The organism is Yinghuangia sp. ASG 101, from assembly GCF_021165735.1.
In the GTDB taxonomy this organism is placed as follows: domain Bacteria; phylum Actinomycetota; class Actinomycetes; order Streptomycetales; family Streptomycetaceae; genus Yinghuangia.
Window position 1 is genome coordinate 5,129,107 of the sequence record NZ_CP088911.1, and the last position, 20,972, is coordinate 5,150,078.

Below are 20,972 nucleotides of genomic sequence, written 5' to 3' on the forward strand. Positions count from 1 at the left end.
GATAGCACCACTACTCGTCAGAGTGACGATTAATCGCGGGTGATTTGCCTCTCCCGGCCGCGAGGCAGGTTCGCGGCGGGGCCCGGCCTGATGGGAGCATGGCACGCATGAGTGTCGCGCCCATCGAGGTCGAGAAGCCGGAGTCGGACGAGGAAGCCCTGCCCGACACCCCGTGGGTCTGCGTCGTGTGGAACGACCCGATCAACCTCATGTCGTACGTGACCTACGTCTTCCAGAGCTATTTCGGCTACCCGAAGAAGAAGGCCGAAAGGCTCATGCTCGACGTACACAACAAAGGCCGCGCGGCCGTCTCGTCCGGCAGCCGCGAGGAGATGGAGCGCGACGTCAACGCGATGCACGGGTTCGGGCTGTGGGCGACGCTGCAGCGCGACAAATGAGCCGGGTGGGCACGGTGAACGACGCGTGAGCGGGGAACACGTGAGCAGGGAACAGGCACCGCACGCACGGACCCACGGGAGAGCAGTGAACGGCCACTTCGTCCGAGGCAGCGAGGGGCGTCCCGAGATCGTCCTGGAGGCGGTGCACGCGGAGATCCTGGGGGAGCTGTGCCGGGGGATGATCGACCTCGTCCAGCCCAAGCCCGCCGACGACGCGGACCGCGGCGACCCGCTCGCCCGTGAACTGGGGCTCGACGGGCTCGACTGGTCCGGTCTCGACGACGGCGACGCCCCGCCGGAGCGCATGGCCGCACCCGAGGACCCCGTGCTGGCCCGCCTGTTGCCCGACGCGTACCACGACGACAACGACGCCGCCTCGGAGTTCCGGCGCTACACCGAGAACGACCTGCGGCTGCGCAAGTGCGACCACGCGCGCACGGTGCGCGCCGACATCGCCGCGTCCGCGTCGGAAGGCGGCCATATCGTCCTCGCGGACCCGCACGTCCAGGCGTGGCTCGGCGCCCTGAACGACCTGCGGCTCGCCCTGGGCACCGACCTCGGGGTCGGGGAGGACGTGGACGACTTCGCCGACAGCCTCGAACCCGACGACCCGCGCTTCACGACGCTGGTCATCTACCGCTGGCTGGGCGAGCTGCTGGAGTCGCTGGTCGAATCGCTCACCCCGTAGCCGCCCGCACCCCGGAGGGTCCGCGCGACCTGGCCGCACACGTCGGCGCGCCCGTGCGTACCCTCGACGCATGCTCATCATCACCACCGAACTGCGCGACCGCATCGTGGCGCACGCCCGCGCGGACCACCCGGACGAGGCCTGCGGTGTCGTGGCGGGTCCGGAGGGCAGCGACCGCCCCGAGCGGTTCATCCCGATGCTCAACGCGGCCCGCTCGCCGACGTTCTACGAGTTCGATTCGAGCGACCTGATCCGGCTCTACAACGAGATGTGGGACCGCGACGAGGAGCCGGTGGTCATCTACCACTCGCACACCGCGACCGAGGCCTACCCGTCACGGACGGACGTGTCGCTCGCCAAGGAGCCCGGCGCGCACTACGTCCTGGTGTCGACGCGCGAGACCGGCAACGACGACGGGCCGTACGAGTTCCGCTCCTACCGCATCGTGGACGAGACGATCACCGAGGAAGAAGTGCGGTTCGTCGACGCCTACTGAATCGCGTCCGCTTTGCCATGAACCGCCATACTTCGTCCTGTGGCATATCTCAGCATACGAAATGCCGCGTTCCAGCATGTGATCCTCAGTCGGAACGGCCGAGGTGGAATGGCTAGCATGACGATATGCGTTACGCAGGCATGGACATGACCGGCACGGGCCAGGGCGCCGCCCCGGGCACGCTGCTGGTCGCGCGCCTGCACGTCGATCTCTGTCGGCTGTCCAGCGCGCTGTGTCGCGCCCTGCCTCAGGGCTGACCCGGGCGCCGCCGACCCGCCACCGCGGGCCGGCGCCCACCGCTCGGCCCGTCGCGCCCCCGGCCCACTGCCGGCGCGACCCCCTGACCTGCTGTCACGTACCACGCATCCTGGAGCGCCCCATGGCCATCGAGGTCCGCATCCCGACCATCCTGCGCGAATACACCGGCGGCGCGAAGGCCGTCGAGGGAACCGGCAAGTCGATCAACGAGCTGATCGACGACCTGGAGAGCCGGCACGCGGGGATCCGCAACCGGCTCGTCGACGAGTCGGGCGACCTGCGGCGCTTCGTCAACGTCTACCTCAACGACGAGGACATCCGCTTCATCGACGGCATCTCCTCGACCCTCGACGACGGCGACACCGTGACGATCCTCCCGGCCGTGGCCGGCGGCGCCTGATGCGGTACGCCTCGCTCGTCGACGCGGTCGGCCGCACCCCGCTGGTCGGCCTGCCGCGCCTCTCCCCGGCCGAGAACGTCCGGCTGTGGGCCAAGCTGGAGGACCGCAATCCCACCGGCTCGGTCAAGGACCGCCCCGCGCTGCACATGATCGAGGCCGCCGAACGCGACGGCGTCCTCACCCCCGGCCGCACCATCCTCGAACCCACCAGCGGCAACACCGGCATCTCCCTCGCGATGGCCGCCCGCCTCAAGGGCTACCGGATCGTGTGCGTCATGCCGGAGAACACCTCCGAGGAACGCCGCGAACTGCTGCGCATGTGGGGCGCCGAGATCATCTCCTCCCCGGCCGCCGGCGGCTCCAACACGGCCGTGCGCGTCGCCAAGGAACTCGCCGCCGAGCACCCCGACTGGGTCATGCTCTACCAGTACGGCAACCCCGCCAACCCGGACGCGCACTACGCCGGAACCGGCCCCGAACTCCTCGAAGACCTGCCCACCATCACGCACTTCGTCGCCGGCCTCGGCACCACCGGCACCCTCATGGGCGTCGGCCGCTACCTGCGCGAGAAGGTCCCCGGTGTGCAGATCGTCGCCGCCGAACCCCGCTACGACGACGTCGTCTACGGCCTGCGCAACCTGGACGAAGGCTTCATCCCCGAGCTGTACGACGCCGACGTGCTCACCACGCGCTACTCCGTCGGCTCCCACGACGCCGTCCGCCGCACCCGCGAACTCCTCGAACACGAAGGCATCTTCGCCGGCATCTCCACCGGCGCCGCGCTGCACGCCGCCCTCGGCGTCGCCCGCAAGGCCGTCAAGGCCGGCGACTCCGCCGACATCGCGTTCATCATCGCCGACGGCGGCTGGAAGTACCTCTCCACCGGCATCTACACCGCCGCGACCACCGAGGAAGCGATCGAGAAACTGCAGGGCCAGCTCTGGGCCTGAGCCCACCCGGTTGCGGTGGCGCACCCCCATCCCGTCACCGCATAAGCGCACACACCGCGGTGCCACAGTCCGCGGCCGGTCGCGTGATCGGCCGCGGCCCCCTGGCTCCAGGTCGTCGTGTGGCCACACCGACGGGCCTTTGATGTGCGCGGCCACCGACGCCCCTGAATTCGTGCGGCCACCGACCCCCCTAATTCGTGCGGCCACCCACTCCGCTCTGCCCGGGGGTGATTCCCGACACAGCGGGGGTGAGCCCGCCGGGGATCCGGCGGGCCGGAACGTACTCTCCTCTATGTGGCAGATCTCGGCGACGCACCCATCGGCATCTTCGACAGCTCATTCGGGGGCCTGACCGTCGCACGCGCGGTGCTCGACCAACTGCCCCACGAGCCGGTCCTCTACCTCGGCGACACCGCCCGGCAGCCGTACGGCCCGCGCCCCATCGCCGAAGTGCGCGCGTACGCCCTCGAATGCCTCGACCGGCTCGTCGACCAGGGCGTCAAAGCACTCGTCATCGCGTGCAACAGCGCCAGCGCGGCCATGCTCCGCGACGCGCGCGAGCGCTACCACGTCCCGGTCATCGAGGTGATCCACCCGGCCACCCGCCGGGCCGCGGCGGCCACCCGCAACAACCGCGTCGGCGTCATCAGCACCGCGGCCACCAAGCAGTCGATGGCCTACGAAGACGCCTTCGCCGCCGCCCCGCACATCACCGTCACCGCGTCGGCGTGCCCGCGCTTCGTCGAATTCGTCGAGGCCGGCGTCACCGGCGGCGACGAACTCCTCAAGGCCGCCCACGAATACCTCGACCCGCTCATCGAGGCGGACGTCGACACGCTCATCCTCGGCTGCACGCACTATCCGCTGCTCACCGGTGTCATCAGCTACGTCATGGGCGAGAAGGTCACGCTCATCACCAGCAGCGAGGAAACCGCCAAGGACGTCTACAAGGTCCTCGCCGCCCACGCGCTCATGCGCGACACCACCCTGGCCGAGCCGCGGCACCGCTTCCTGACCACCGGCGACCCCGCCCAGTTCCGCGAGATCGGACGACGCTTCCTGGGTCCGGAGCTCACCGACGTCGACGCCCTGGGGGCACCCGTATGAAGCTCACCGTCATCGGCTGCGCCGGCAGCTATCCCGCGCCGCACGCACCCTGTTCCTGCTACCTCGTCGAAGCCGGCGGCGTACGCGTGCTCCTCGACCTCGGCAACGGCGCGCTCGGCACCCTCCAGGACCACGCCGACCTCGGCGCCATCGACGCGGTCGTCCTGTCCCACCTGCACGCCGACCACTGCCTCGACCTGTGCGGCTACTACGTCTACCGCAACTACCACCCCGAAGGCCGCCTGCCCCGCCTGCCGGTGTGGGGGCCCCACGGGACCGAACACCGCCTCGGCCGCGCGTACGACATATCCGGTGACTCGGGAATGACGGAGACCTTCACCTTCCACACCGTCACCCCCGGCGTCTTCGAGATCGGCCCCCTGCGCTTCACCGCCGGGCACGTGAACCACCCCGTCGAGTCCTTCGCGTACCGCATCGAGGCGGACGGAACCTCGCTCGTGTACTCCGGGGACACCGCCGCCAGCGACACCCTCGTCGAACTCGCCCGCGACACCGACCTGTTGCTGTGCGAAGCGTCCTTCCTCGACGGCCGCGACACCTACCCCGACGTCCACCTCAACGGACGGGAAGCCGGCGAACACGCCGAACGAGCCGGCACCAAGCGGCTCGTGCTCACCCACATCCCGCCCTGGACCGACGCCGAACGCAACCTCGCCGACGCCCGCAAGGCCTTCACCGGAGCCACCGAACTCGCCCGCCCCGGCGCGACCTACCAGCTCTGACGGGCACCGCCCGGCGCGCGCGCCGACCATCCGCGTACGCCCTTTAGGGTGGACGCCATGTCACGCGCAGACGGCCGCACGCCCGAACAGCTCCGCCCGATCACCTTCCACCGCGGATGGCTCGACCACGCCGAGGGCTCCGTCCTCGTCGAATTCGGGCGCACCCGCGTCCTGGTCGCCGCGTCCGTCACCGAAGGCGTCCCGCGCTGGCGCAAGGGCAGCGGCCTCGGCTGGGTCACCGCCGAATACTCGATGCTGCCCCGCGCCACCCACACGCGCGGCGACCGGGAGTCGGTCAAGGGCCGCATCGGCGGGCGCACCCACGAGATCTCCCGCCTCATCGGCCGTTCGCTGCGCGCCGTCATCGACTACAAGGCCCTCGGCGAGAACACCATCCAACTCGACTGCGACGTCCTCCAGGCCGACGGCGGCACCCGGACCGCCGCCATCACCGGCGCCTACGTCGCCCTCGCCGACGCCGTCACCTGGGCCCGCGAGCGCAGGCTCGTCAAAACCAAATCCGAACCGCTCATCGGATCCGTCGCCGCCGTCAGCGTCGGCATCATCGACGGCACCCCCATGCTCGACCTCCCCTACGAGGAAGACGTCCGCGCCGAAACGGACATGAACATCGTCTGCACCGGCGACGGCCGCTTCGTCGAGGTCCAGGGGACCGCCGAAAGCGAGCCCTTCGACCGCGCCCTCCTCGACCGGCTGCTCGACCTCGGCGCCGCCGGCTGCGCGGAACTCACGCTGCTCCAGCAGATCGCCCTGGAGGAACCCCCCGGGCGCGCCTGACCGGACCCGGCCGCGGGGCCGCGCATAACGCCCCGATTGCCAGTGTCACGAGGCTGCAACCGGCGGGCGTGAAACGGACACCGATCCCGCCGCAACACGCCGCACTCCGCTACGGTCTGAGCACCGGTCAGACGGGTCGGCCGCCACGCAGCGCACGCTCGCCGACCGTCATCCCCGGCCGGTCATGTCGTCCCGCATACCGAGGAGCATCATGTTCCGTGCCCACCGCGCCGTGCGTACGAGCGTCGCCGCCGTCGCCATCGCCGCCGCCCTGTTCACGGCCACTTCGTGCTCCGAGGCGCAGAAGGCCATCGACTGCATCGAACTCGGCACGCAACTGGCCAACGACATCTCCAACCTGCAGGGCGTCATCAACGACCCGCAGGCCGCGTCGCGGTCGCTCGACAACCTGTCGAACACCCTCAACAAAGCCACCGACGACATCGACTCCCAGGATGTCAAGGACGCCGTCGGCGAGATGATCACCAAGGTCGACTCGATGCAACAGCAGATCCGCGACGGCGAGGTCCCCGCCGCCGACAGCATCAGCCTGCTGCGCTCCAGCGCCGAGACCATCGCCAAGGCCTGCACCAGCTGACCCCGCGCCCCTCGGCGCGGGCGGCTCACACCACGCGCGGCGGGTGCCGCGGACCGGGCCCGGACAGCGGGCCGGTCCGCCGCACCCGCCCCGGCGCACGGCCGCGTGCGTAGGCTTGCCCCCCATGAGCCGTCTCGTCCTCGCGACCCGCAACGCCCACAAGGTCACCGAACTGCGCCGCATCCTGCACGACGCCGGGACCGACGTCGAACTCCTCGGCACCGACGCCTTCCCCGACGTGCCGGACGTTCCCGAGACCGGGCTCACCTTCGCCGCGAACGCCCTCCTCAAGGCCCACGCCGTCGCCCGCGCCACCGGCCTGCCCGCCGTCGCCGACGACTCCGGCCTGTGCGTCGACGCGCTGAACGGCATGCCCGGCATCTTCTCCGCCCGCTGGGCCGGACGGCACGGCGACGACACCGCCAACCTCGAACTCCTGCTCGCGCAGCTGGCCGACATCGGGCCCGAACACCGCGCCGCCCACTTCACCTGCGCCGCGGCCCTCGCCCTCCCCGACGGCACCGAACACGTGGTCGAAGGACGCCTCACCGGCACGCTCACCGACGCCCCGCGCGGCACCGGAGGCTTCGGATACGACCCCATCCTGCGCGTCGACGGCGACAGCCGAACGACGGCCGAGCTGACGGCCGACGAGAAGAACGCCATCAGCCACCGGGGCAAGGCCTTCCGGGCCCTTGCGCCGATCATCGCCGAACTCGTCACCCGCGACCGCGGCTGACCGGTTCGGTGTGGTTTCGGCCACACCGCGGCCGATTCCCGGCCGTTCCACGACCGGCCCCGTCATGGATCGGTAAGCCCGCGCCACGGACATTCCGTACCTCGCGGCGCCATGATGTGCTGACCACCGCATTGTGAGGAGGAGACGCGTGCCACTCTCTCCGGCCACCAAGCGGGTCCTGCGCACGGAAGGACCCGCCGCCCTCAACGGCGTCCTCGCCGCCGGCCTCGCCGTCGCCGCGACCGAGTTCACCGCCGCGTTCGTCCGCCGCGAGGCCGCGCCCCTCGTCACCGTCGGACAGTCGGTCATCGACCGCACCCCGCGGGACGTCAAGGAGTGGGCGGTCCGCCAGTTCGGCACCGACGACAAACTCGTCCTCCGCATCGCCGTCGGCGTCGTCCTGCTGATCTTCGCCGCCCTCATCGGCATGCTCGCCCGTCGATGGCTCTGGACCGGCGTCGCCGGCGTCGCCGTCCTCGGCGTCGTGACGGTCGGCGCGGCCGTCTCGCGCCCCGCCGACCGCGACACCGACGTCATCCCCGCGATCGTGGGCGCGGTCGTCGGCGCCGTCGCGATCGTGCTGCTCACCCGGCCCGATCTCGTACGCCTCCCGCGCCGGGCACGGACCCCGGCCGCCGAGCCGCCCGAGGAACCGGCCGCCGACGGGCCTCCGACCGAGGCGTCCGGCCCGGGCGAGGACACCGGCTTGGCCGACCCGCCGCCCGCCGTCCCCGCGGGCAGCACCGCCGTGCCGGCCGCTTCTCCCCTCACGCCGTCGCGCCGCACCCTCCTCCTCGGCTCGGTCGGCGCGGGTGCCGTCCTCGCCGGGCTCGGCCGCTGGCTGCAGAACATCCGCTTCGACGTCGGCAAGTCCCGCGCCAACGTCGTCCTTCCCGCGCCCGTCGCACCCGCGCCCGCGCCCGCCGCCGGGACCGACCTCGGGCTGCCGGGCCTGAGCCCGTACGTCACCCCGAACAAGTCCTTCTACCGGATCGACACCGCGCTGGTTGTTCCCGAAATCCGCGCCGAGGACTGGAAGCTGCGCATCCACGGCAAGGTCGACCGGGAGATCGAGATCGACTTCGCCACGCTCAGCGCCCGCCCCACGATCGAGCGCGACATCACGCTGGCCTGCGTCTCCAACGACGTCGGCGGCGAATACGTCGGCAACGCCCGCTGGCTCGGCGTCCCCCTGGCCGACCTGCTCCGCGAGGCCGGCGTCCACCCGGACGCCGACCAGCTCGTCAGCCGCTCCTTCGACGGCATGACGATCGGTACGCCCACCGCCACCGTCATGGACGGCCGCGACGCGATCCTCGCCATCGGCATGAACGGCGAACCCCTGCCGATACGCCACGGCTTCCCGGTCCGCATGGTCGTCCCCGGCCTGTACGGCTACGTCTCCGCCTGCAAGTGGATCACCGAGATCGAGGCGACGACCTTCGCCGACTACGACGCCTACTGGGTCCAGCGCGGCTGGGCCGAACACGGCCCGATCAAGACCCAGTCGCGCATCGACACCCCCAAGAACATGTCCAAGGTCGCGCGCGGGCGCGTCCCCGTCGCCGGCGTCGCCTGGGCCCAGCACACCGGCATCGCCAACGTCGAGATCCAGATCGACGACGAGCCATGGCAACAAGCTCAACTCGCCGCCGAGAACACCGTCGACACCTGGCGTCAGTTCGTCTGGTACTGGAACGCCAAACCGGGCCCCCACCGCATCCGCGTTCGCGCGACAGACAGAACGGGGGCGGTCCAGACGGACGAGGAGCAGGGTGTGGCACCGGATGGGGCGACGGGGTGGCACACGATCTCGATGACGATTACGTGAGCGGGGCGGAAAGTCATTGAGGGTGTTCTCCCGATCGGGAGAACACCCTCAATTTGTGGGGCCGGTGGGACTCGAACCCACGCCTCGCCGGACCTAAACCGGCGCCCTCTTCCAGCTGGGGCACGGCCCCGCGCTCGCCAATTATACCTCATGTTGGTCCTGATGTCAACTGCCGTCTCGCTGATTCTCCACGGGCGACGTTGCTGCCTTGCGGGCGTGCCCCCGGTAAGTATCCGTCTGGCTGTGACAGTTGGGGCAAAGATAGCGCAGGTTCTCTGCGCGGTGGTCCCGCCAGTCGCCGTTGATATGGTCCACCGCAAGCGTGATGGGCTGGCCGTTCCAGGTCCCGCGAATGCCGCACGTGGTGCATTTGTACTCGCGGCCGATTTCGGCCAGTGCTCGACGCAGCCGCTGGCCCGTTGCCGAAGTCTCGGCAGCGCTTCCGCACGTATGCGTCAACCTTGGTGTACCGATTCGCACCGAGGTGTGTCAGCATCTCGTCCATGCTCGTGCTCTGTGCTGCGGCGCGGGCCAGACGTTCTGGGGTGTATTTGCTGAGCTGGTGACAGCTGAAGTGGCTTGTATCGATACCCAGTTGCTTGAGCTTGCGGCTGATGTGGGTGTGCCGTCCGCCGACGACCGGGAGGCCGAGGCTTCGCAGCACCTCGTTCACGCTGCGGGATTCCGCCGCGCCCCGTGCCGGCAGTTCCGGTGAGTACTTGTGGTTCTTCGTCACGTTCGACCTCCCCCGAGGAGCGGTGTTCGGTCCTCGGGGGAGTCAACGACGAACATGCGTGCGAGTAACGAGTAAGGCCAGCCGGTTTTATGACCCTGTGTCAGGCGGCGATTTTGAGGTCTTTGAGGAGTTTGGCGACGTGGCCGGTGGCGCGGACGTTGTACAGGGCGTTTTGGATCCTGCCGTCTTCGTCGACGACGAAGGTGGAGCGGATCACGCCGGTGACCTTCTTGCCGTACATGGTCTTCTCGCCGAACGCCCCGTACGCGGTGAGGGTCGCCTTGTCGGGGTCGGAGAGGAGGGTGACCGACAGGGATTCCTTCTGGCGGAATTTGTCGAGCTTTTCCGGCTTGTCGGGGGAGATGCCGACGACGTCGTAGCCGGCGTCGGCGAGGAGGGTGAGGTTGTCGGTGAAGTCGCAGGCCTGCTTGGTGCAGCCGGGGGTGAGGGCGGCCGGGTAGAAGTACACGATCACCTTGCGCCCCTGGTAGGAGGCGAGGGTGACCTCGTCGCCATCGGCGTTCTTGAGGGCGAAGGCGGGGGCGGCGTCGCCGGGTTGGAGTCGTTCGCTCACCGGGGCCTCACATTTCGTGGTGTCGCGGGGGATGGGGGTGTGACCCGCACACGCTAGGTCGGGCTCCCGGCGACGGCAAACGCGTGCCGGGGTGCGCCGGGCGCGCGCCGGTGAAACATCCTGCGCGGTGTGCGCTTCGTCGCTACTTGCATCTCTTTTGCAGGTGCAAGTGGTGGCCATAAAATCGGACGGCTTTGCACGCTGTCGTCCGAAGCCGCCCGTGCCGTCCGGTGTTGCCCGAAGGAGGTTCCCATGCACGTGCCCGATGGGTTCATCAACGCGCCCGTGTCGGTTGCGGCGGGGGTGGTCGCGGCGGCCGGCGTCGGGGTCAGTCTGCGCGGCGCGCGGCGTGAACTCGACGAGCGGACCGCGCCGCTCGCGGGTCTCGTCGCGGCGTTCATCTTCGCGGTGCAGATGCTGAACTTCCCGGTGGCGTCCGGGACGAGCGGGCACCTGCTGGGCGGGACGCTCGCGGCGATCCTGGTCGGGCCGTACACCGGCGTCCTGTGCATGTCGGTCGTGTTGCTGATGCAGGCGGTGTTCTTCGCCGACGGCGGCCTCAGCGCGTTGGGCGTGAACATCACGATCATGGGGATCGTCACCGCGGTCGTCGGCTACGGCCTGTTCAGCCTGCTCGTCCGGGTGCTGCCGCGCACGCGGCGGTCGCTGGTCGGCGCGGCGTTCGTGGGTGCGCTGGTGTCGGTGCCGGTCTGCGCGGTGGTGTTCACCGGGGTGTACGCGATCGGCGGTACGACGGACGTGCCGCTGTCGAAGGTCGCCGGCGCGATGATCGGCGTCCACGTGCTGATCGGCATCGGCGAGGCGGTGATCACCGCGGCGACGGTGTCGAGCGTCCTGGCGGTGCGCCCGGACCTCGTGCACGGTGCGCGCGGCTTCGCCGAACCGCTCGAACTGCGCACGGGCGGCGCGGACTCCACTCCCGCCGCGCGGGTCTGATTCCGGAGCCAGGGAGGGAACGGGAAGATGGCGAAGGTACGCACGCGCACCCTGCTGATCGCGGGCGCGGTCGTCGCGCTGGTCCTCGCGGGCGTCATCAGCTTCTACGCGAGCCAGAACCCCGACGGTCTGGAGAAGGTCGCCGCGGACAAGGGCATGGACGAGAAGGTCGAGGACCACAGCCTCGCCGACAGCCCGCTCGCGGACTACGGCGTCGAGGGCGTGCACAACGAACGCCTCTCCGGCGGCCTCGCGGGCGTGCTGGGGGTGGGCGCGACGCTGGTCGTGGCCGGCGGCGGATTCTGGGTGCTCAAGCGCCGCAGTTCCGCGCTCGGTGACGCGGAGGCGTCGGACGTCCCGGCCGAGGCGACGGCCTCGGAAGGTTCGTGACGGACCGTCAGGTCCGGCCCGCGGCCGGGTTCGGTTCCCGGGCCGGGGCGGGGAGGCGCTGATGGGCGCGGGCCACGCACACGATCTCTACCGGCCCGGCGATTCGCCGCTGCACCGCCTGCCGCCGCACTGCAAGGTCGTCGCCGTCGTGGTGTTCGTCTTCGCGGTGGTGGCGACGCCGCGCGAGGCGTACTGGGCGTTCGGCGCGTACGCGCTGCTGCTGGCGGTCGCCGCGGCGGTCGGCAGGGTTCCGGCCGGGTACGTCGCGCGGCGGGTCGTGGTGGAGATCCCGTTCGTGGTGTTCGCGCTCGCGCTGCCGTTCCTCGCGACCGGGCCGAAGACGGAATTCCTCGGGCTGACCGTCAGCCACAGCGGTCTGCTGGGCGCGTGGAACATCCTCGCGAAGGGCACGCTGGGCGTGGTCGCGTCGATCCTGCTCGCGGCGACGACGACGGTGCGCGACCTGCTGCTCGGCCTGGAGCGCCTGCGGATGCCGCAACTCCTCGTGCAGATCATGCAGTTCATGGTGCGCTACACCACGGTGATCGCCGGCGAGATGGGCCGCATGCGGGTGGCACGCGAGTCGCGCGGCTTCCAGGCGAAGGACGTACGGCAGCTGCCGGTCGTCGCGAAGTCGGCGGGGGCGCTCTTCATCCGCTCCTACGAGCGCGGCGAGCGCGTGCACCTCGCGATGTTGTCACGCGGCTACACCGGGACGATGCCGGTGATCGTCGACGTGCGCGCGAACCGGGCGCAGTGGGGTGCGGCGGCGGTGCTGCCGGCGGTGGCCGCGGTGGTCTGCGCGGCGGCGTGGGCGGGTGCGGGGTGACCGGCCGGGGGACGGCCGACGGGGGAGGCACGCGATGATGGGGCGCATGGGCGATCCGAACACCGCGGCCGATCCGAACACCGGTGCCGATCCGGCCGCCGCCGGGGGCGAGGCCGCCGCGGGGGTCGTACCGCCGTCGTTGGAGGTGTCCGGGCTGGCGTTCGCGTACCCCGACGGCCAGCAGGCGCTCTTCGGTGTCGACCTGCGCATCGGGCGGGGTGAGCGGGTGGCGCTGCTCGGGCCGAACGGAGCCGGCAAGACGACGCTGGTCCTGCACCTGAACGGGATTTTGTCGGCCGACACCGGCACCGGGCAGGGCACGGTGCGGGTCGCGGGCCTGGAGGTCGCGAAGCCGAACCTGGGCGAGATCCGGCGCCGGGTGGGGATCGTGTTCCAGGACCCGGACGACCAGCTGTTCATGCCGACGGTGCGCGAGGACGTCGCGTTCGGCCCGGCGAACCTGGGGATGCGCGGCGCGGCGTTGGACGAGCGGGTCGCCGAGGCGCTGGCGTCGGTGGGCATGGCGGAGTTCGCGGACCGGCCGCCGCACCATCTGAGCTTCGGCCAGCGTCGGCGCGTCGCGGTGGCGACGGTGCTGGCGATGCGCCCCGAGATCCTGGTGTTGGACGAGCCGTCGTCGAACCTGGATCCGGCGAGCCGCCGCGAACTGGCCGAGATCGTGGGGCGCCTGGACGTGACGGTGCTGATGGTCACGCACGACCTGCCGTTCGCGTTGGAGCTGTGCGAACGGTCGCTGGTGCTGTCCGGCGGGGTGATCGCGGCCGACGGCCCGACGCGGCGGCTGCTCGCCGACGCGGCGCTGATGGAGGCCCACCGCCTGGAGCTGCCGTACGGCTTCGCGCGGCTGGATTGCGAGCGCTGCGCCCCGGCGGCGGGGGGTGTGCCGCGGCCCGTCGGCGACGCCGCGGCACCGTGCGAACACGGCTGACGGGCATGCGCTGCCGCTCTTCGGTGCGGATACCTGCTTGACTTGGGGGCACACGCGGAACAAGCGGAGTCGGTGGCCGCCGAAGGCACAGCAGCGTGCTGTGCGGGTGGTGGCAGCGGAAGCGAGAGGACGGGCTGTGAGCGAGAACGGGCACGGCGGGTCGGAGCGTTCTGCGGCGGAGTTGGAGCGGGCCGGTCGGGCGGCGCTCGGACGGCCGGTGACGGTCCAGGCGAAGCACTCGCGGGTGGAGCCGGTGAGCAGCGGTTCGACGCGGGATGAAGGGAAGGCCGTGTCGCGCACCCCGGAGGAGATCGAGGCGGAGATCGAGCGCGCCCGCGCGAATCTGGCGGTGACGCTGGACGAGCTGGTCGATCGTGTGAAGCCCGCGAATGTGGCGCGGCGGACCTCGGAGAAGGTCCGTGCGCAGTTCGTCGACAGTGAGACGGGCGCGCCGCGGGTGGACCGGATCGCACCGGTCGCGGGTGGCGTGGTCGGCGTCGTGGTGCTGGTGGTGCTGCTGAAGCGGCGGGGCCGGAAGAAGAAGTAGCCGGGCCGCGTCGGCTGTCGTGTTGTCAGGGTATGTCCGCCCCTGGCGTCCCTCGGGGCGCCGGGGCGGCCTGCTGTTGTCGCCCTGGTGTCACGGACGGGCCTCCGGGCGGGTACTTTTCATGCGTGAGTTCCGACGCGTCCAAGAATTCCGACCGCCGTGGCGAGCCGTCTTCCGGCGGCCACCGGGTGAGCCCAGCCGATTTCGGCGAGAAGCTGCCGATCCGCATGCTGCACGATCGCGTGCTGGTGCGCCAGGACACCGGTGAGGGCGACCGCCGGTCGAGCGGGGGGATCTTGATCCCGGCGACCGCGCAGGTCGGCAAGAGGCTGGCGTGGGCGGAGGTGATCGCGGTGGGGCAGAACGTCCGTTCCGTCGAGCTCGGCGACCGGGTGTTGTTCGACCCCGAGGACCGGGCCGAGGTCGAGGTCCGGGGCGTCGCGTACGTGCTGCTGCGCGAGCGCGACCTGCACGCCGTGGCCGCGGAACGGGTCGAGGAGTCGGGTGAGACGACCGGCCTGTATCTGTGACGCCCGCGTGATGTCCGAGGGGTGAGATCGCCCACCGTCTCTTGGCCGGGACCCCCGGGTTTGAGAGGCTGGACGCGGCAGGCCGGATGTGAACGCGGGCCACGGATGTCCGCGGGACGGCCCGTCCCCGACGAGTGCGACGTACCGGGCCCTGACGACGACGCGGGTGAGGTGCGTTGTCATGGCGTGGTTGCTGCTGGTCGTCGCGGGTCTGCTGGAAGTGGCGTGGGCGGTCGGGCTCAAGTACACCGAGGGTTTCACGCGGCTGGTGCCGAGCGTGCTGACCGGCCTCGGGATCGCCGGGAGCATGCTGCTGCTGTCGATCGCCGCGCGCTCGCTGCCGATCGGGACGGCGTACGGCGTCTGGGTGGGCATCGGCGCGGTGGGTTCCGGGCTGGTGGGGATCGTGGTGCTCGGTGAGCCGGCGACGGCGGCCCGGATCTTCTTCCTGGTGCTCATGGCCGTCGCGATCGTCGGGCTGAAGGCCACCGGGTCAGGTCACTGAGGGCCGCCGCGGGACGGCGTCCGGTCCCGGGCGGTGGAACGGCGGGCCCGCGCGTCTGCCAGGATGGCCGCCCTGAAGGGGCCGCGGACGACCGACCGCGGCCCGGAGGGGAGTCGGGAGATGGTGTCGCGCCGGATCGTCCTGGCGGCGTTGGGGGCGACCGCGCTGGTGGGCCTGCTCTTCGGCGGGGTCGCGGGGGTGTTGTCCGGCGGGGGCGGAGGCGGGTCGGACGCGGTCGCGGCGAGCGGCGGCCCGTCGGGGAGCGATTCGCCGACACCATCGCCGAGCGCGTCCCCGTCCGCTTCGGCGAGCGAGAGTCCGAGTGCCGGTCCGAGTGCGAGTGCGAGTCCCAGCGCGAGCGCGTCGCCGTCCGCGTCGCCCTCGGGGCCGCCCGTGCCGACCGGCACGACGTACCACGTCACCGCGGGCGGCAAGGCCCTGGACGTGTACGGCGGCAAGAAGGACGCGAAAACCCCGATCATCCTGTACACCCCCAAACCGGCCCAGGACAACCAGCAGTGGACGCTGCGGGACGCCGGCAAGGGGATGGTGACGCTGGTCGCGCGGAACAGCGGCAAGTGCCTCGACATCCGCGGCGGCAAGGCCGTCCAGGACGACTGCGGCGCCGCGGCGCAGCAGTGGAAAATGCAGGCGAGCGGCGGCGGCTTCGTGCTGGTCAGCCGGGACGGCAAGCAGGCACTCGGCACGGGCGGCAAGGAACAGGGCCAGCAGGGCCTGAAGCTGGTGTCGGTGAAGTCGGGGCTCGTCTGGTCGTTCCAGGCGCTCGGATAGGCGCTCGGACAGGCGCTCGGACAGGCGCTCGGGCCGGCGTACGGGGCAGGCGCCCGGAACAAGAGCCGCCGGCGGCCTGTTGCGGATGGACGTGGATCCTCAAGCGTCCGGAACGCCTCCCCAGCAGACCGAGCCCAGCGACCCGACGGCACCCGACGGGGCGCCCATGCCCGCGATCCCGTTGTCCGTGCTCGACGTCGCGCCGGTCGGCACCGGATACACCGCGACCGAGGCGCTGCGGACCACGACCGAGCTGGCCCGGCGCGCCGAGCGCTGGGGCTACCACCGCTTCTGGGTGGCCGAGCACCACAACATGCCCGGTATCGCGAGTTCGTCGCCGCCGGTGCTCCTCGCGCACCTGGCCGCGCACACGTCCACACTGCGGCTCGGCTCCGGCGGCGTCATGCTGCCGAACCACGCGCCGCTCGTCGTCGCCGAGCAGTTCGGCACGCTTCAGGCGCTGCACCCGGGGCGGATAGACATCGGGCTGGGCCGGGCGCCCGGCACCGACCAGGCGACCGCGCGGGCGCTGCGCCGCAGTGCGGAGGCGTTGTCGGCGGAGGACTTCCCGCAGCAGCTGGGCGAGCTGATCGCGTTCCTGACCGACGGATTCCGGGACGGTCACCCCTACCAGCGCATCCAGGCGGTACCCGGCCCGGCGTCGGGCATCGAGCCCGGCGGGGAGCACGACGCGACGCGCGCGCCGATCTGGTTGCTGGGATCGAGCGGCTACAGCGCGCGGCTGGCCGGGATGCTGGGCCTGCCGTTCGCGTTCGCGCACCACTTCAGCGGCGAACACACGCTGCCCGCACTGGAGTTGTATCGCAGGAGCTTCCAGCCGTCGGAGGATCTGAAGGAGCCGTACGCGATGATCGCGGCCGGTGTCATCGCCGCCGACACCGATGAGGAAGCCACGCGGCTCGGGCGGTCCCAGGCGCTCGCGATGCTGCGGTTGCGGCAGGGGCGGCCGGGGTTGCAGCCCAGCCCGGAGGAGGCCGACGCGTACCCGTGGACGCCGGCCGAGGCGGACTTCGTCTCCGCGTACCAGAAGCAGCACGTCACCGGCGGCCCCGATCGGGTGCGGCGCGGTCTGCGCGAGCTGGTGGAGCGGACCCGGGTGGACGAGCTGATGGTGATCAGCAATGTGCACGGCCACGCGGCGCGGCTGACGTCGTACGAGATCATCGCGCGGGTGTGGGGGCTGCCGGGGGTGGAGTGACCCCCGACGGCCCTTGCGGCGCTCCCCGCCGGAGCCGTGACGGGGCGCGGGTCAGGCCAGGGAGTCGCGCCACGCCTTGTGCAGCGCGCCGAACCGTCCCCCGGCACCGGCCGCGACCAGTTCGGCCGGCGAGCCGTCCTCCACGACGCGGCCGTCGTCGATCACGAGCACGCGGTCGGCGATCTCCACGGTGGACAGGCGGTGGGCGATGACGACGGCGGTACGGCCGTCCAACACCGTGGCCAGCGCCCGCTGGACGGCGCGTTCGCCGGGGATGTCGAGCGACGACGTCGCCTCGTCCAGGATCAGCACCGCCGGGTCCGCGAGCAACACCCGGGCGAACGCCACGAGTTGGCGCTGACCGGCGGACAGCCGCGCGCCGCGTTTGCGGACGTCGGTGTCGAATCCGTCCGGCAGCGCGGCGATGAAGTCGTGGGCGCCGAGCGCCCGCGCGACCTCCTCGATCTCGGCGCGCGTGGCGTCCGGCCGCCCGAGGGCGATGTTGTCGGCGACGGACCCGGAGAACAGGAACGACTCCTGGGTGACCATCGTCAGTTCGCCGCGCAGCCGGGGGATCGTCAACGCGCGGATGTCGACGCCGTCCAGGCGCACCGCGCCGGACGTGGGGTCGTAGAACCGGGCGAGTACCTTGGCGAGCGTCGACTTGCCGGCCCCGGTCGCGCCCACCAGGGCGACGGTCTGGCCGCGCGGGATCTCCAGGTCGACGCACGGCAGCACCGGCGGGCCGTCGCGGTAGCCGAACCGGACCTTGTCGAAGGTGACCGTGCGCCCCTTGCCGGAGCGCTCCGGCAGGTGGGTCGGCCGCGCGGGGTCCGCGACGGCGGGTTCGTGGGCGAGCAGGCCCGCGATCTTCTCCAGGCCGGCCGCCGCGGACTGGTAGGTGTTGAGGAACAGCGCGAGTTCGTCGAGCGGGTCGTACATGCGCTTGATGTAGAGGGCGAAGGCGGCGAGCACGCCCAGTTCGAGGCCGCCGTCGGCCACCCGGAACGCGCCGATGACGATGGCGGCGATCAGCGTGAGGTTGCCGACGAGCAGCATGAGCGGGGCGAACCGCGAGAACAGCACGATGGTTTCGGTGTTCGCCTCGGTGTAACGACGGTTCAGGGCGCGGAAGATCCCGGCGTTGCGCGGTTCGCGGCGGTACGCCTGGACCGCGCGGATGCCGTTGAACGTCTCGATGTACTGCGTGGTCATCGCCGCGCTGGTGGTGCGCGTGCGGCGGAAGGCCGCGGCGGAACCGCGGGCGTACCAGCGGGTCGCGAGGCCGATCGGCACGAGGCCGACGACGACCAGCAGGGCCAGCGGCGCGTCGAGGAAGAACAGGAACGCCAGCGAGAACCAGAACGTCAGCAGCGCGCCGGCGAGACCGTCGACGCCGTCGTCGAGCAACTCCCGCACGGTGTCGATGTCGCCGGTCGCGCGCGCCACGATGCGGCCCGCGGTGTAGCGCTCGTGGAAGTCGAGGCCGAGGCGCTGCGCGTGCGTGAAGACGCGGCGGCGCAGGTCGCGCAGGAAACCTTGGCTGAGCCGTGCCGCGGTGACCTGGAACGCGAACTCCGCTCCCGCGGTGAGGAATCCGCACAGTGCGTACGCCACCACGATGACGACGAGCGTGGAGTTGTCGCCCGCCGCCGCGTCCGGCACCGCCCGGTCGATCGCCAGCCCGATCAGCAGCGGCCCGGCGAGGAAGGCGAGTTGCTCGACGATCGCCACGACCACGACCAGGGCGGTCAGGCCGCGGTACGGCCTCAGCAGGGAGCGCAGCAGGCGGCGCGCGTCGCCCGCCCGGGCCCGGCCGAGGGCCTGGTCCGGGCCGGCGTCGCCCGCGGCCTCCGCCTCGGCCTCGCGGGCCGCCTCGTCCGCGTCGTCGTCGGAGGCCCGTGCGCTGATGCCGCGCCACGTCGCGGCCGGTTCGTCGTCGCGGGGATTGGGCCCGGGGCCGCGCACGGAGGTCTCGTTGCTCACACCGCCTCCTCGGCGCGCGCGTGCGCCGGAGCGGGCGCGCGTCGGAACCGGGAGGTGTCCGCGGCCATCAACCGCCGGTAGGCGGCGCTGCGTTGCAGCAACTGGTCGTGGGTGCCCACGGCTTCGATGCGGCCGTTCGCCAACAGGGCCACCCGGTCGGCGAGTTGGACCGTGCTCGGACGGTGTGCCACGACCAGCGCGGTCGTGGTCGCCAGGACCGTGCGCAGGGCCTTCTCCACCTGGGACTCGGTGTGCACGTCGAGTGCCGACAGCGGGTCGTCGAGCACCAGGACGGCCGGGCGGGCGACGACCGCGCGGGCCAGCGCGAGGCGTTGCCGCTGACCGCCGGACAGATCCAGGCCCTCCTCGCCGACCCGGGTGTCCAGCCCCCACGGGAGGTCGTCGACGAACTCGGCCTGCGCGACGGCGAGTGCGCGCCGTACGTCGTCGTCGGTGCCCTCGGGGAAGCCCAGCAGGACGTTCTCGCGGACGCTCATGGAGAACAGCACCGGCTCCTCGAACGCGACCGCCACGATGCGGCGCAGGCGTTCGACGGGCAGGTCGCGCACGTCGACGCCGTCGAGGGCGATCCGCCCGCCCGTCACGTCGTACAGGCGCGGCACCAGCGACGCCATCGCCGTCTTTCCCGATCCCGTCGGGCCGACCAGGGCGATCGTCTCGCCCGGCCGGATCGCGAGGTCGACGCCGCGCAGGACATCGGGGGTGTCGGGCGGGGTCTCGGGGAAGCGGAAGCGGACGCCCTCGAACGCCACCGCCCCGGCGACGCGGACCGGGTCGATCGGGCGGTCCCTCTCGGGGAGTTCGCCGTCGGCGTCCAGGACCTCGAAGTAGCGGCCCGCGGCTGCCGCGGCGTCCGTCGACGCGGCGAGGAGCCAGCCGAGCGATTCGACGGGCCAGCGCAGGTACATGACGATCGCGAAGAACGCGACGAGTTCGCCGGACGTCATCGCGCCGTCCGCGACCTCGCCGACGCCGAGCAGCAACGCGACGGCCACCGCGATCTCCGGGACCGCGATGAGGAACGCCCAGACGATCCCGACCATGCGGGCCTTGCGCAGCTCGGTCGCACGCAACTCGCCGGTGAGCGTGTGGAATCGGCGGTCCATCGCGCGATGCCGGCCGAACGCCTTCAGCACGCGGATGCCGAGGACCGACTCCTCCATGACGGTGGCCACGTCGCCCGCCTGGTCCTGGGCGCGGCGGGCCACGACGCGGTAGCGCCGTTCGAAGACCACACTGAAGGCGACGACGGGGACGGCGATCGCGGTCACCACGAGGCCGAGCAGCGGGTGCAGGATGACCAGCATCACCGAACCCACCAGGAACGTCGCGGAGTTCACGAACAGGAACACGACGATGAACGACAGGAACGACCGCAGCTCGTTGAGGTCGCGGGTCGCGCGCGACAGCAACTGGCCGGACTGCCACGTGTCGTGGAAGGCCACCGGGCGGGTCTGGAGGTGCTCGTACAGCGTGTTCCGCATCGTCTCCTCGACGCGCGGCAGCGCACGCGCGGTCAGCGCGCGGCGGGCCCAGAAGAAGAACACCTCCATCGCCCCGAGCAGGGCGAGCAGCGCCACCCACGGCCACAGCGCGGCGGTGTCGTGGTCGGCCACCGGGCCGTCGACGACCCGCGCGACGAGGAGCGGGATCGTCAGGCCGCTGCACGTGGCCGCCAGGGCGGTGAGCGCGGCGCCGATCAGCCGCCGGCGGGCCGGGCGGACGAACGGGCGCAGCCGGAGGAGGGTCGCGACGGTCGACGGGGCGGGTCTTGTGGACCGGGACGACGTCACGGGTGTGGGGTCGGCCATGATGTCCGACCGTACGGATGGACCGGCCGCCGGTCACCTGATTTTTCGTGTTGCTCCGGAGTGGGGGTGATTTCCGGCGGCTTCGGCGGTACGGCACGGGGACGGGGACGGTCGGGGACG

General features: G+C 71.5%; 24 protein-coding genes, 1 tRNA gene and 1 pseudogene. 20 read left to right on the top strand and 6 right to left on the bottom strand.

Translation table 11 applies throughout. The features are described 5' to 3' along the window. The first annotated feature begins 107 nt into the window (after positions 1-107). From clpS to LO772_RS22090, 12 genes are all read left to right on the top strand, one after another. Positions 108-398: an ATP-dependent Clp protease adapter ClpS gene (clpS, locus tag LO772_RS22040; RefSeq protein WP_231773757.1), complete on the top strand. Its 291-nt coding sequence runs from the start codon at positions 108-110 to the stop codon at positions 396-398. A gap of 85 nt (positions 399-483) precedes the next feature. After that, complete coding sequence (locus LO772_RS22045) at positions 484-1,086, top strand: DUF2017 domain-containing protein (RefSeq protein ID WP_231773758.1); 603 nt, start codon at positions 484-486, stop codon at positions 1,084-1,086. 70 nt (positions 1,087-1,156) lie between these two features. Beyond that, positions 1,157-1,582, top strand: a complete 426-nt coding sequence (locus LO772_RS22050; protein WP_231773759.1) for a Mov34/MPN/PAD-1 family protein — start codon at positions 1,157-1,159, stop codon at positions 1,580-1,582. Positions 1,583-1,728: 146 nt separating this feature from the next. After that, positions 1,729-1,839 carry a putative leader peptide gene (locus LO772_RS35910; protein ID WP_331717351.1) on the top strand — a complete coding sequence of 37 codons (111 nt, stop codon included), beginning with the start codon at positions 1,729-1,731 and terminating at the stop codon, positions 1,837-1,839. A 122-nt stretch (positions 1,840-1,961) separates the two neighbouring features. After that, complete coding sequence (locus LO772_RS22055) at positions 1,962-2,240, top strand: MoaD family protein (protein ID WP_231773760.1); 279 nt, start codon at positions 1,962-1,964, stop codon at positions 2,238-2,240. Continuing rightward, positions 2,240-3,190: a PLP-dependent cysteine synthase family protein gene (locus LO772_RS22060; RefSeq protein WP_231773761.1), complete on the top strand. Its 951-nt coding sequence runs from the start codon at positions 2,240-2,242 to the stop codon at positions 3,188-3,190. Before LO772_RS22055 ends, LO772_RS22060 begins: the two co-directional genes overlap by 1 nt. A gap of 294 nt (positions 3,191-3,484) precedes the next feature. After that, the gene (gene murI, locus LO772_RS22065; protein WP_231773762.1) at positions 3,485-4,297 is read left to right on the top strand and encodes a glutamate racemase; all 813 of its coding nucleotides are present in this window, start codon (positions 3,485-3,487) and stop codon (positions 4,295-4,297) included. After that, a complete protein-coding gene (locus LO772_RS22070; protein ID WP_231773763.1) occupies positions 4,294-5,040 on the top strand; it encodes an MBL fold metallo-hydrolase in 747 nt (248 codons plus the stop codon). Before murI ends, LO772_RS22070 begins: the two co-directional genes overlap by 4 nt. 57 nt (positions 5,041-5,097) lie before the next feature. Then, a complete protein-coding gene (gene rph, locus LO772_RS22075; protein ID WP_231773764.1) occupies positions 5,098-5,838 on the top strand; it encodes a ribonuclease PH in 741 nt (246 codons plus the stop codon). 211 nt (positions 5,839-6,049) lie between these two features. Continuing rightward, positions 6,050-6,436 (top strand): hypothetical protein, encoded by a 387-nt coding sequence (locus LO772_RS22080; protein ID WP_231773765.1) that lies wholly within the window; start codon positions 6,050-6,052, stop codon positions 6,434-6,436. A 124-nt stretch (positions 6,437-6,560) separates the two neighbouring features. Beyond that, the gene (gene rdgB, locus LO772_RS22085) at positions 6,561-7,175 is read left to right on the top strand and encodes an RdgB/HAM1 family non-canonical purine NTP pyrophosphatase (protein ID WP_231773766.1); all 615 of its coding nucleotides are present in this window, start codon (positions 6,561-6,563) and stop codon (positions 7,173-7,175) included. Positions 7,176-7,323: 148 nt separating this feature from the next. Further along, positions 7,324-9,006, top strand: a complete 1,683-nt coding sequence (locus LO772_RS22090; protein WP_231773767.1) for a molybdopterin-dependent oxidoreductase — start codon at positions 7,324-7,326, stop codon at positions 9,004-9,006. Positions 9,007-9,062: 56 nt separating this feature from the next. Here LO772_RS22090 and LO772_RS22095 read toward each other — a convergent pair. From LO772_RS22095 to bcp, 3 genes are all read right to left on the bottom strand, one after another. After that, positions 9,063-9,136, bottom strand: a tRNA-Leu gene (locus LO772_RS22095). A 35-nt stretch (positions 9,137-9,171) separates the two neighbouring features. Then, complete coding sequence (locus LO772_RS35915) at positions 9,172-9,486, bottom strand: HNH endonuclease signature motif containing protein (protein ID WP_269453073.1); 315 nt, start codon at positions 9,484-9,486, stop codon at positions 9,172-9,174. Positions 9,487-9,842: 356 nt separating this feature from the next. Next, the gene (gene bcp, locus LO772_RS22105; RefSeq protein ID WP_231773769.1) at positions 9,843-10,316 is read right to left on the bottom strand and encodes a thioredoxin-dependent thiol peroxidase; all 474 of its coding nucleotides are present in this window, start codon (positions 10,314-10,316) and stop codon (positions 9,843-9,845) included. A 252-nt stretch (positions 10,317-10,568) separates the two neighbouring features. Between bcp and LO772_RS22110 the strand changes: the two are divergent. The 6 genes and pseudogenes from LO772_RS22110 to LO772_RS22135 all read left to right on the top strand — a co-directional run bounded on the left by LO772_RS22110 (position 10,569) and on the right by LO772_RS22135 (position 15,023). After that, positions 10,569-11,663 (top strand): annotated as a pseudogene (locus tag LO772_RS22110) (energy-coupling factor ABC transporter permease). A gap of 61 nt (positions 11,664-11,724) precedes the next feature. Continuing rightward, entirely contained in the window at positions 11,725-12,492 is a 768-nt protein-coding gene (gene cbiQ / locus LO772_RS22115) for a cobalt ECF transporter T component CbiQ (RefSeq protein ID WP_231773770.1), read from the top strand. Positions 12,493-12,538: 46 nt separating this feature from the next. Continuing rightward, positions 12,539-13,441 carry an energy-coupling factor ABC transporter ATP-binding protein gene (locus tag LO772_RS22120; RefSeq protein ID WP_231773771.1) on the top strand — a complete coding sequence of 301 codons (903 nt, stop codon included), beginning with the start codon at positions 12,539-12,541 and terminating at the stop codon, positions 13,439-13,441. 217 nt (positions 13,442-13,658) lie between these two features. Beyond that, positions 13,659-13,988 carry a DUF3618 domain-containing protein gene (locus LO772_RS22125; protein ID WP_443089297.1) on the top strand — a complete coding sequence of 110 codons (330 nt, stop codon included), beginning with the start codon at positions 13,659-13,661 and terminating at the stop codon, positions 13,986-13,988. Positions 13,989-14,215: 227 nt separating this feature from the next. Beyond that, positions 14,216-14,518, top strand: coding sequence for a GroES family chaperonin (locus tag LO772_RS22130; RefSeq protein WP_231779672.1), 303 nt, complete (start codon positions 14,216-14,218; stop codon positions 14,516-14,518). Between the two features lie 181 nt (positions 14,519-14,699). After that, the gene (locus tag LO772_RS22135; protein ID WP_231773772.1) at positions 14,700-15,023 is read left to right on the top strand and encodes a DMT family transporter; all 324 of its coding nucleotides are present in this window, start codon (positions 14,700-14,702) and stop codon (positions 15,021-15,023) included. Here the strand turns inward: LO772_RS22135 and LO772_RS22140 are convergent. After that, positions 15,017-15,430, bottom strand: a complete 414-nt coding sequence (locus LO772_RS22140) for a hypothetical protein (protein ID WP_231773773.1) — start codon at positions 15,428-15,430, stop codon at positions 15,017-15,019. The two genes, LO772_RS22135 and LO772_RS22140, sit on opposite strands and share 7 nt — an antisense overlap. On the opposite strand from LO772_RS22140, the gene LO772_RS22145 reads away from it, so the two are divergent. Continuing rightward, positions 15,417-15,815, top strand: coding sequence for an RICIN domain-containing protein (locus tag LO772_RS22145; protein ID WP_231773774.1), 399 nt, complete (start codon positions 15,417-15,419; stop codon positions 15,813-15,815). The two genes, LO772_RS22140 and LO772_RS22145, sit on opposite strands and share 14 nt — an antisense overlap. 85 nt (positions 15,816-15,900) lie before the next feature. After that, positions 15,901-17,034, top strand: a complete 1,134-nt coding sequence (locus tag LO772_RS22150; protein WP_443089298.1) for an LLM class flavin-dependent oxidoreductase — start codon at positions 15,901-15,903, stop codon at positions 17,032-17,034. Between the two features lie 51 nt (positions 17,035-17,085). On the opposite strand, the gene LO772_RS22155 is transcribed toward LO772_RS22150, so the two are convergent. Together LO772_RS22155 and LO772_RS22160 are read right to left on the bottom strand one after the other, a co-directional pair. Further along, entirely contained in the window at positions 17,086-18,945 is a 1,860-nt protein-coding gene (locus tag LO772_RS22155; RefSeq protein ID WP_443089462.1) for an ABC transporter ATP-binding protein, read from the bottom strand. Between the two features lie 71 nt (positions 18,946-19,016). Beyond that, positions 19,017-20,852, bottom strand: a complete 1,836-nt coding sequence (locus LO772_RS22160; RefSeq protein ID WP_231773776.1) for an ABC transporter ATP-binding protein — start codon at positions 20,850-20,852, stop codon at positions 19,017-19,019. Between the last annotated feature and the right edge of the window lie 120 nt (positions 20,853-20,972).

Excerpts from the sequence above, each read along its gene's own strand:
- rdgB (WP_231773766.1), top strand. The coding sequence starts at position 6,561 with ATGAGCCGTCTCGTCCTCGCGACCCGCAACGCCCACAAGGTCACCGAA.
- LO772_RS22060 (WP_231773761.1), top strand. The coding sequence starts at position 2,240 with ATGCGGTACGCCTCGCTCGTCGACGCGGTCGGCCGCACCCCGCTGGTC.
- clpS (WP_231773757.1), top strand. The coding sequence starts at position 108 with ATGAGTGTCGCGCCCATCGAGGTCGAGAAGCCGGAGTCGGACGAGGAA.
- LO772_RS22160 (WP_231773776.1), bottom strand. The coding sequence starts at position 20,852 with ATGGCCGACCCCACACCCGTGACGTCGTCCCGGTCCACAAGACCCGCC.
- LO772_RS22130 (WP_231779672.1), top strand. The coding sequence starts at position 14,216 with ATGCTGCACGATCGCGTGCTGGTGCGCCAGGACACCGGTGAGGGCGAC.
- LO772_RS22050 (WP_231773759.1), top strand. The coding sequence starts at position 1,157 with ATGCTCATCATCACCACCGAACTGCGCGACCGCATCGTGGCGCACGCC.
- LO772_RS22135 (WP_231773772.1), top strand. The coding sequence starts at position 14,700 with ATGGCGTGGTTGCTGCTGGTCGTCGCGGGTCTGCTGGAAGTGGCGTGG.
- LO772_RS22150 (WP_443089298.1), top strand. The coding sequence starts at position 15,901 with ATGGACGTGGATCCTCAAGCGTCCGGAACGCCTCCCCAGCAGACCGAG.
- rph (WP_231773764.1), top strand. The coding sequence starts at position 5,098 with ATGTCACGCGCAGACGGCCGCACGCCCGAACAGCTCCGCCCGATCACC.
- LO772_RS22055 (WP_231773760.1), top strand. The coding sequence starts at position 1,962 with ATGGCCATCGAGGTCCGCATCCCGACCATCCTGCGCGAATACACCGGC.
- LO772_RS22120 (WP_231773771.1), top strand. The coding sequence starts at position 12,539 with ATGGGCGATCCGAACACCGCGGCCGATCCGAACACCGGTGCCGATCCG.
- LO772_RS35910 (WP_331717351.1), top strand. The coding sequence starts at position 1,729 with ATGACCGGCACGGGCCAGGGCGCCGCCCCGGGCACGCTGCTGGTCGCG.
- cbiQ (WP_231773770.1), top strand. The coding sequence starts at position 11,725 with ATGGGCGCGGGCCACGCACACGATCTCTACCGGCCCGGCGATTCGCCG.
- LO772_RS22080 (WP_231773765.1), top strand. The coding sequence starts at position 6,050 with ATGTTCCGTGCCCACCGCGCCGTGCGTACGAGCGTCGCCGCCGTCGCC.
- LO772_RS22070 (WP_231773763.1), top strand. The coding sequence starts at position 4,294 with ATGAAGCTCACCGTCATCGGCTGCGCCGGCAGCTATCCCGCGCCGCAC.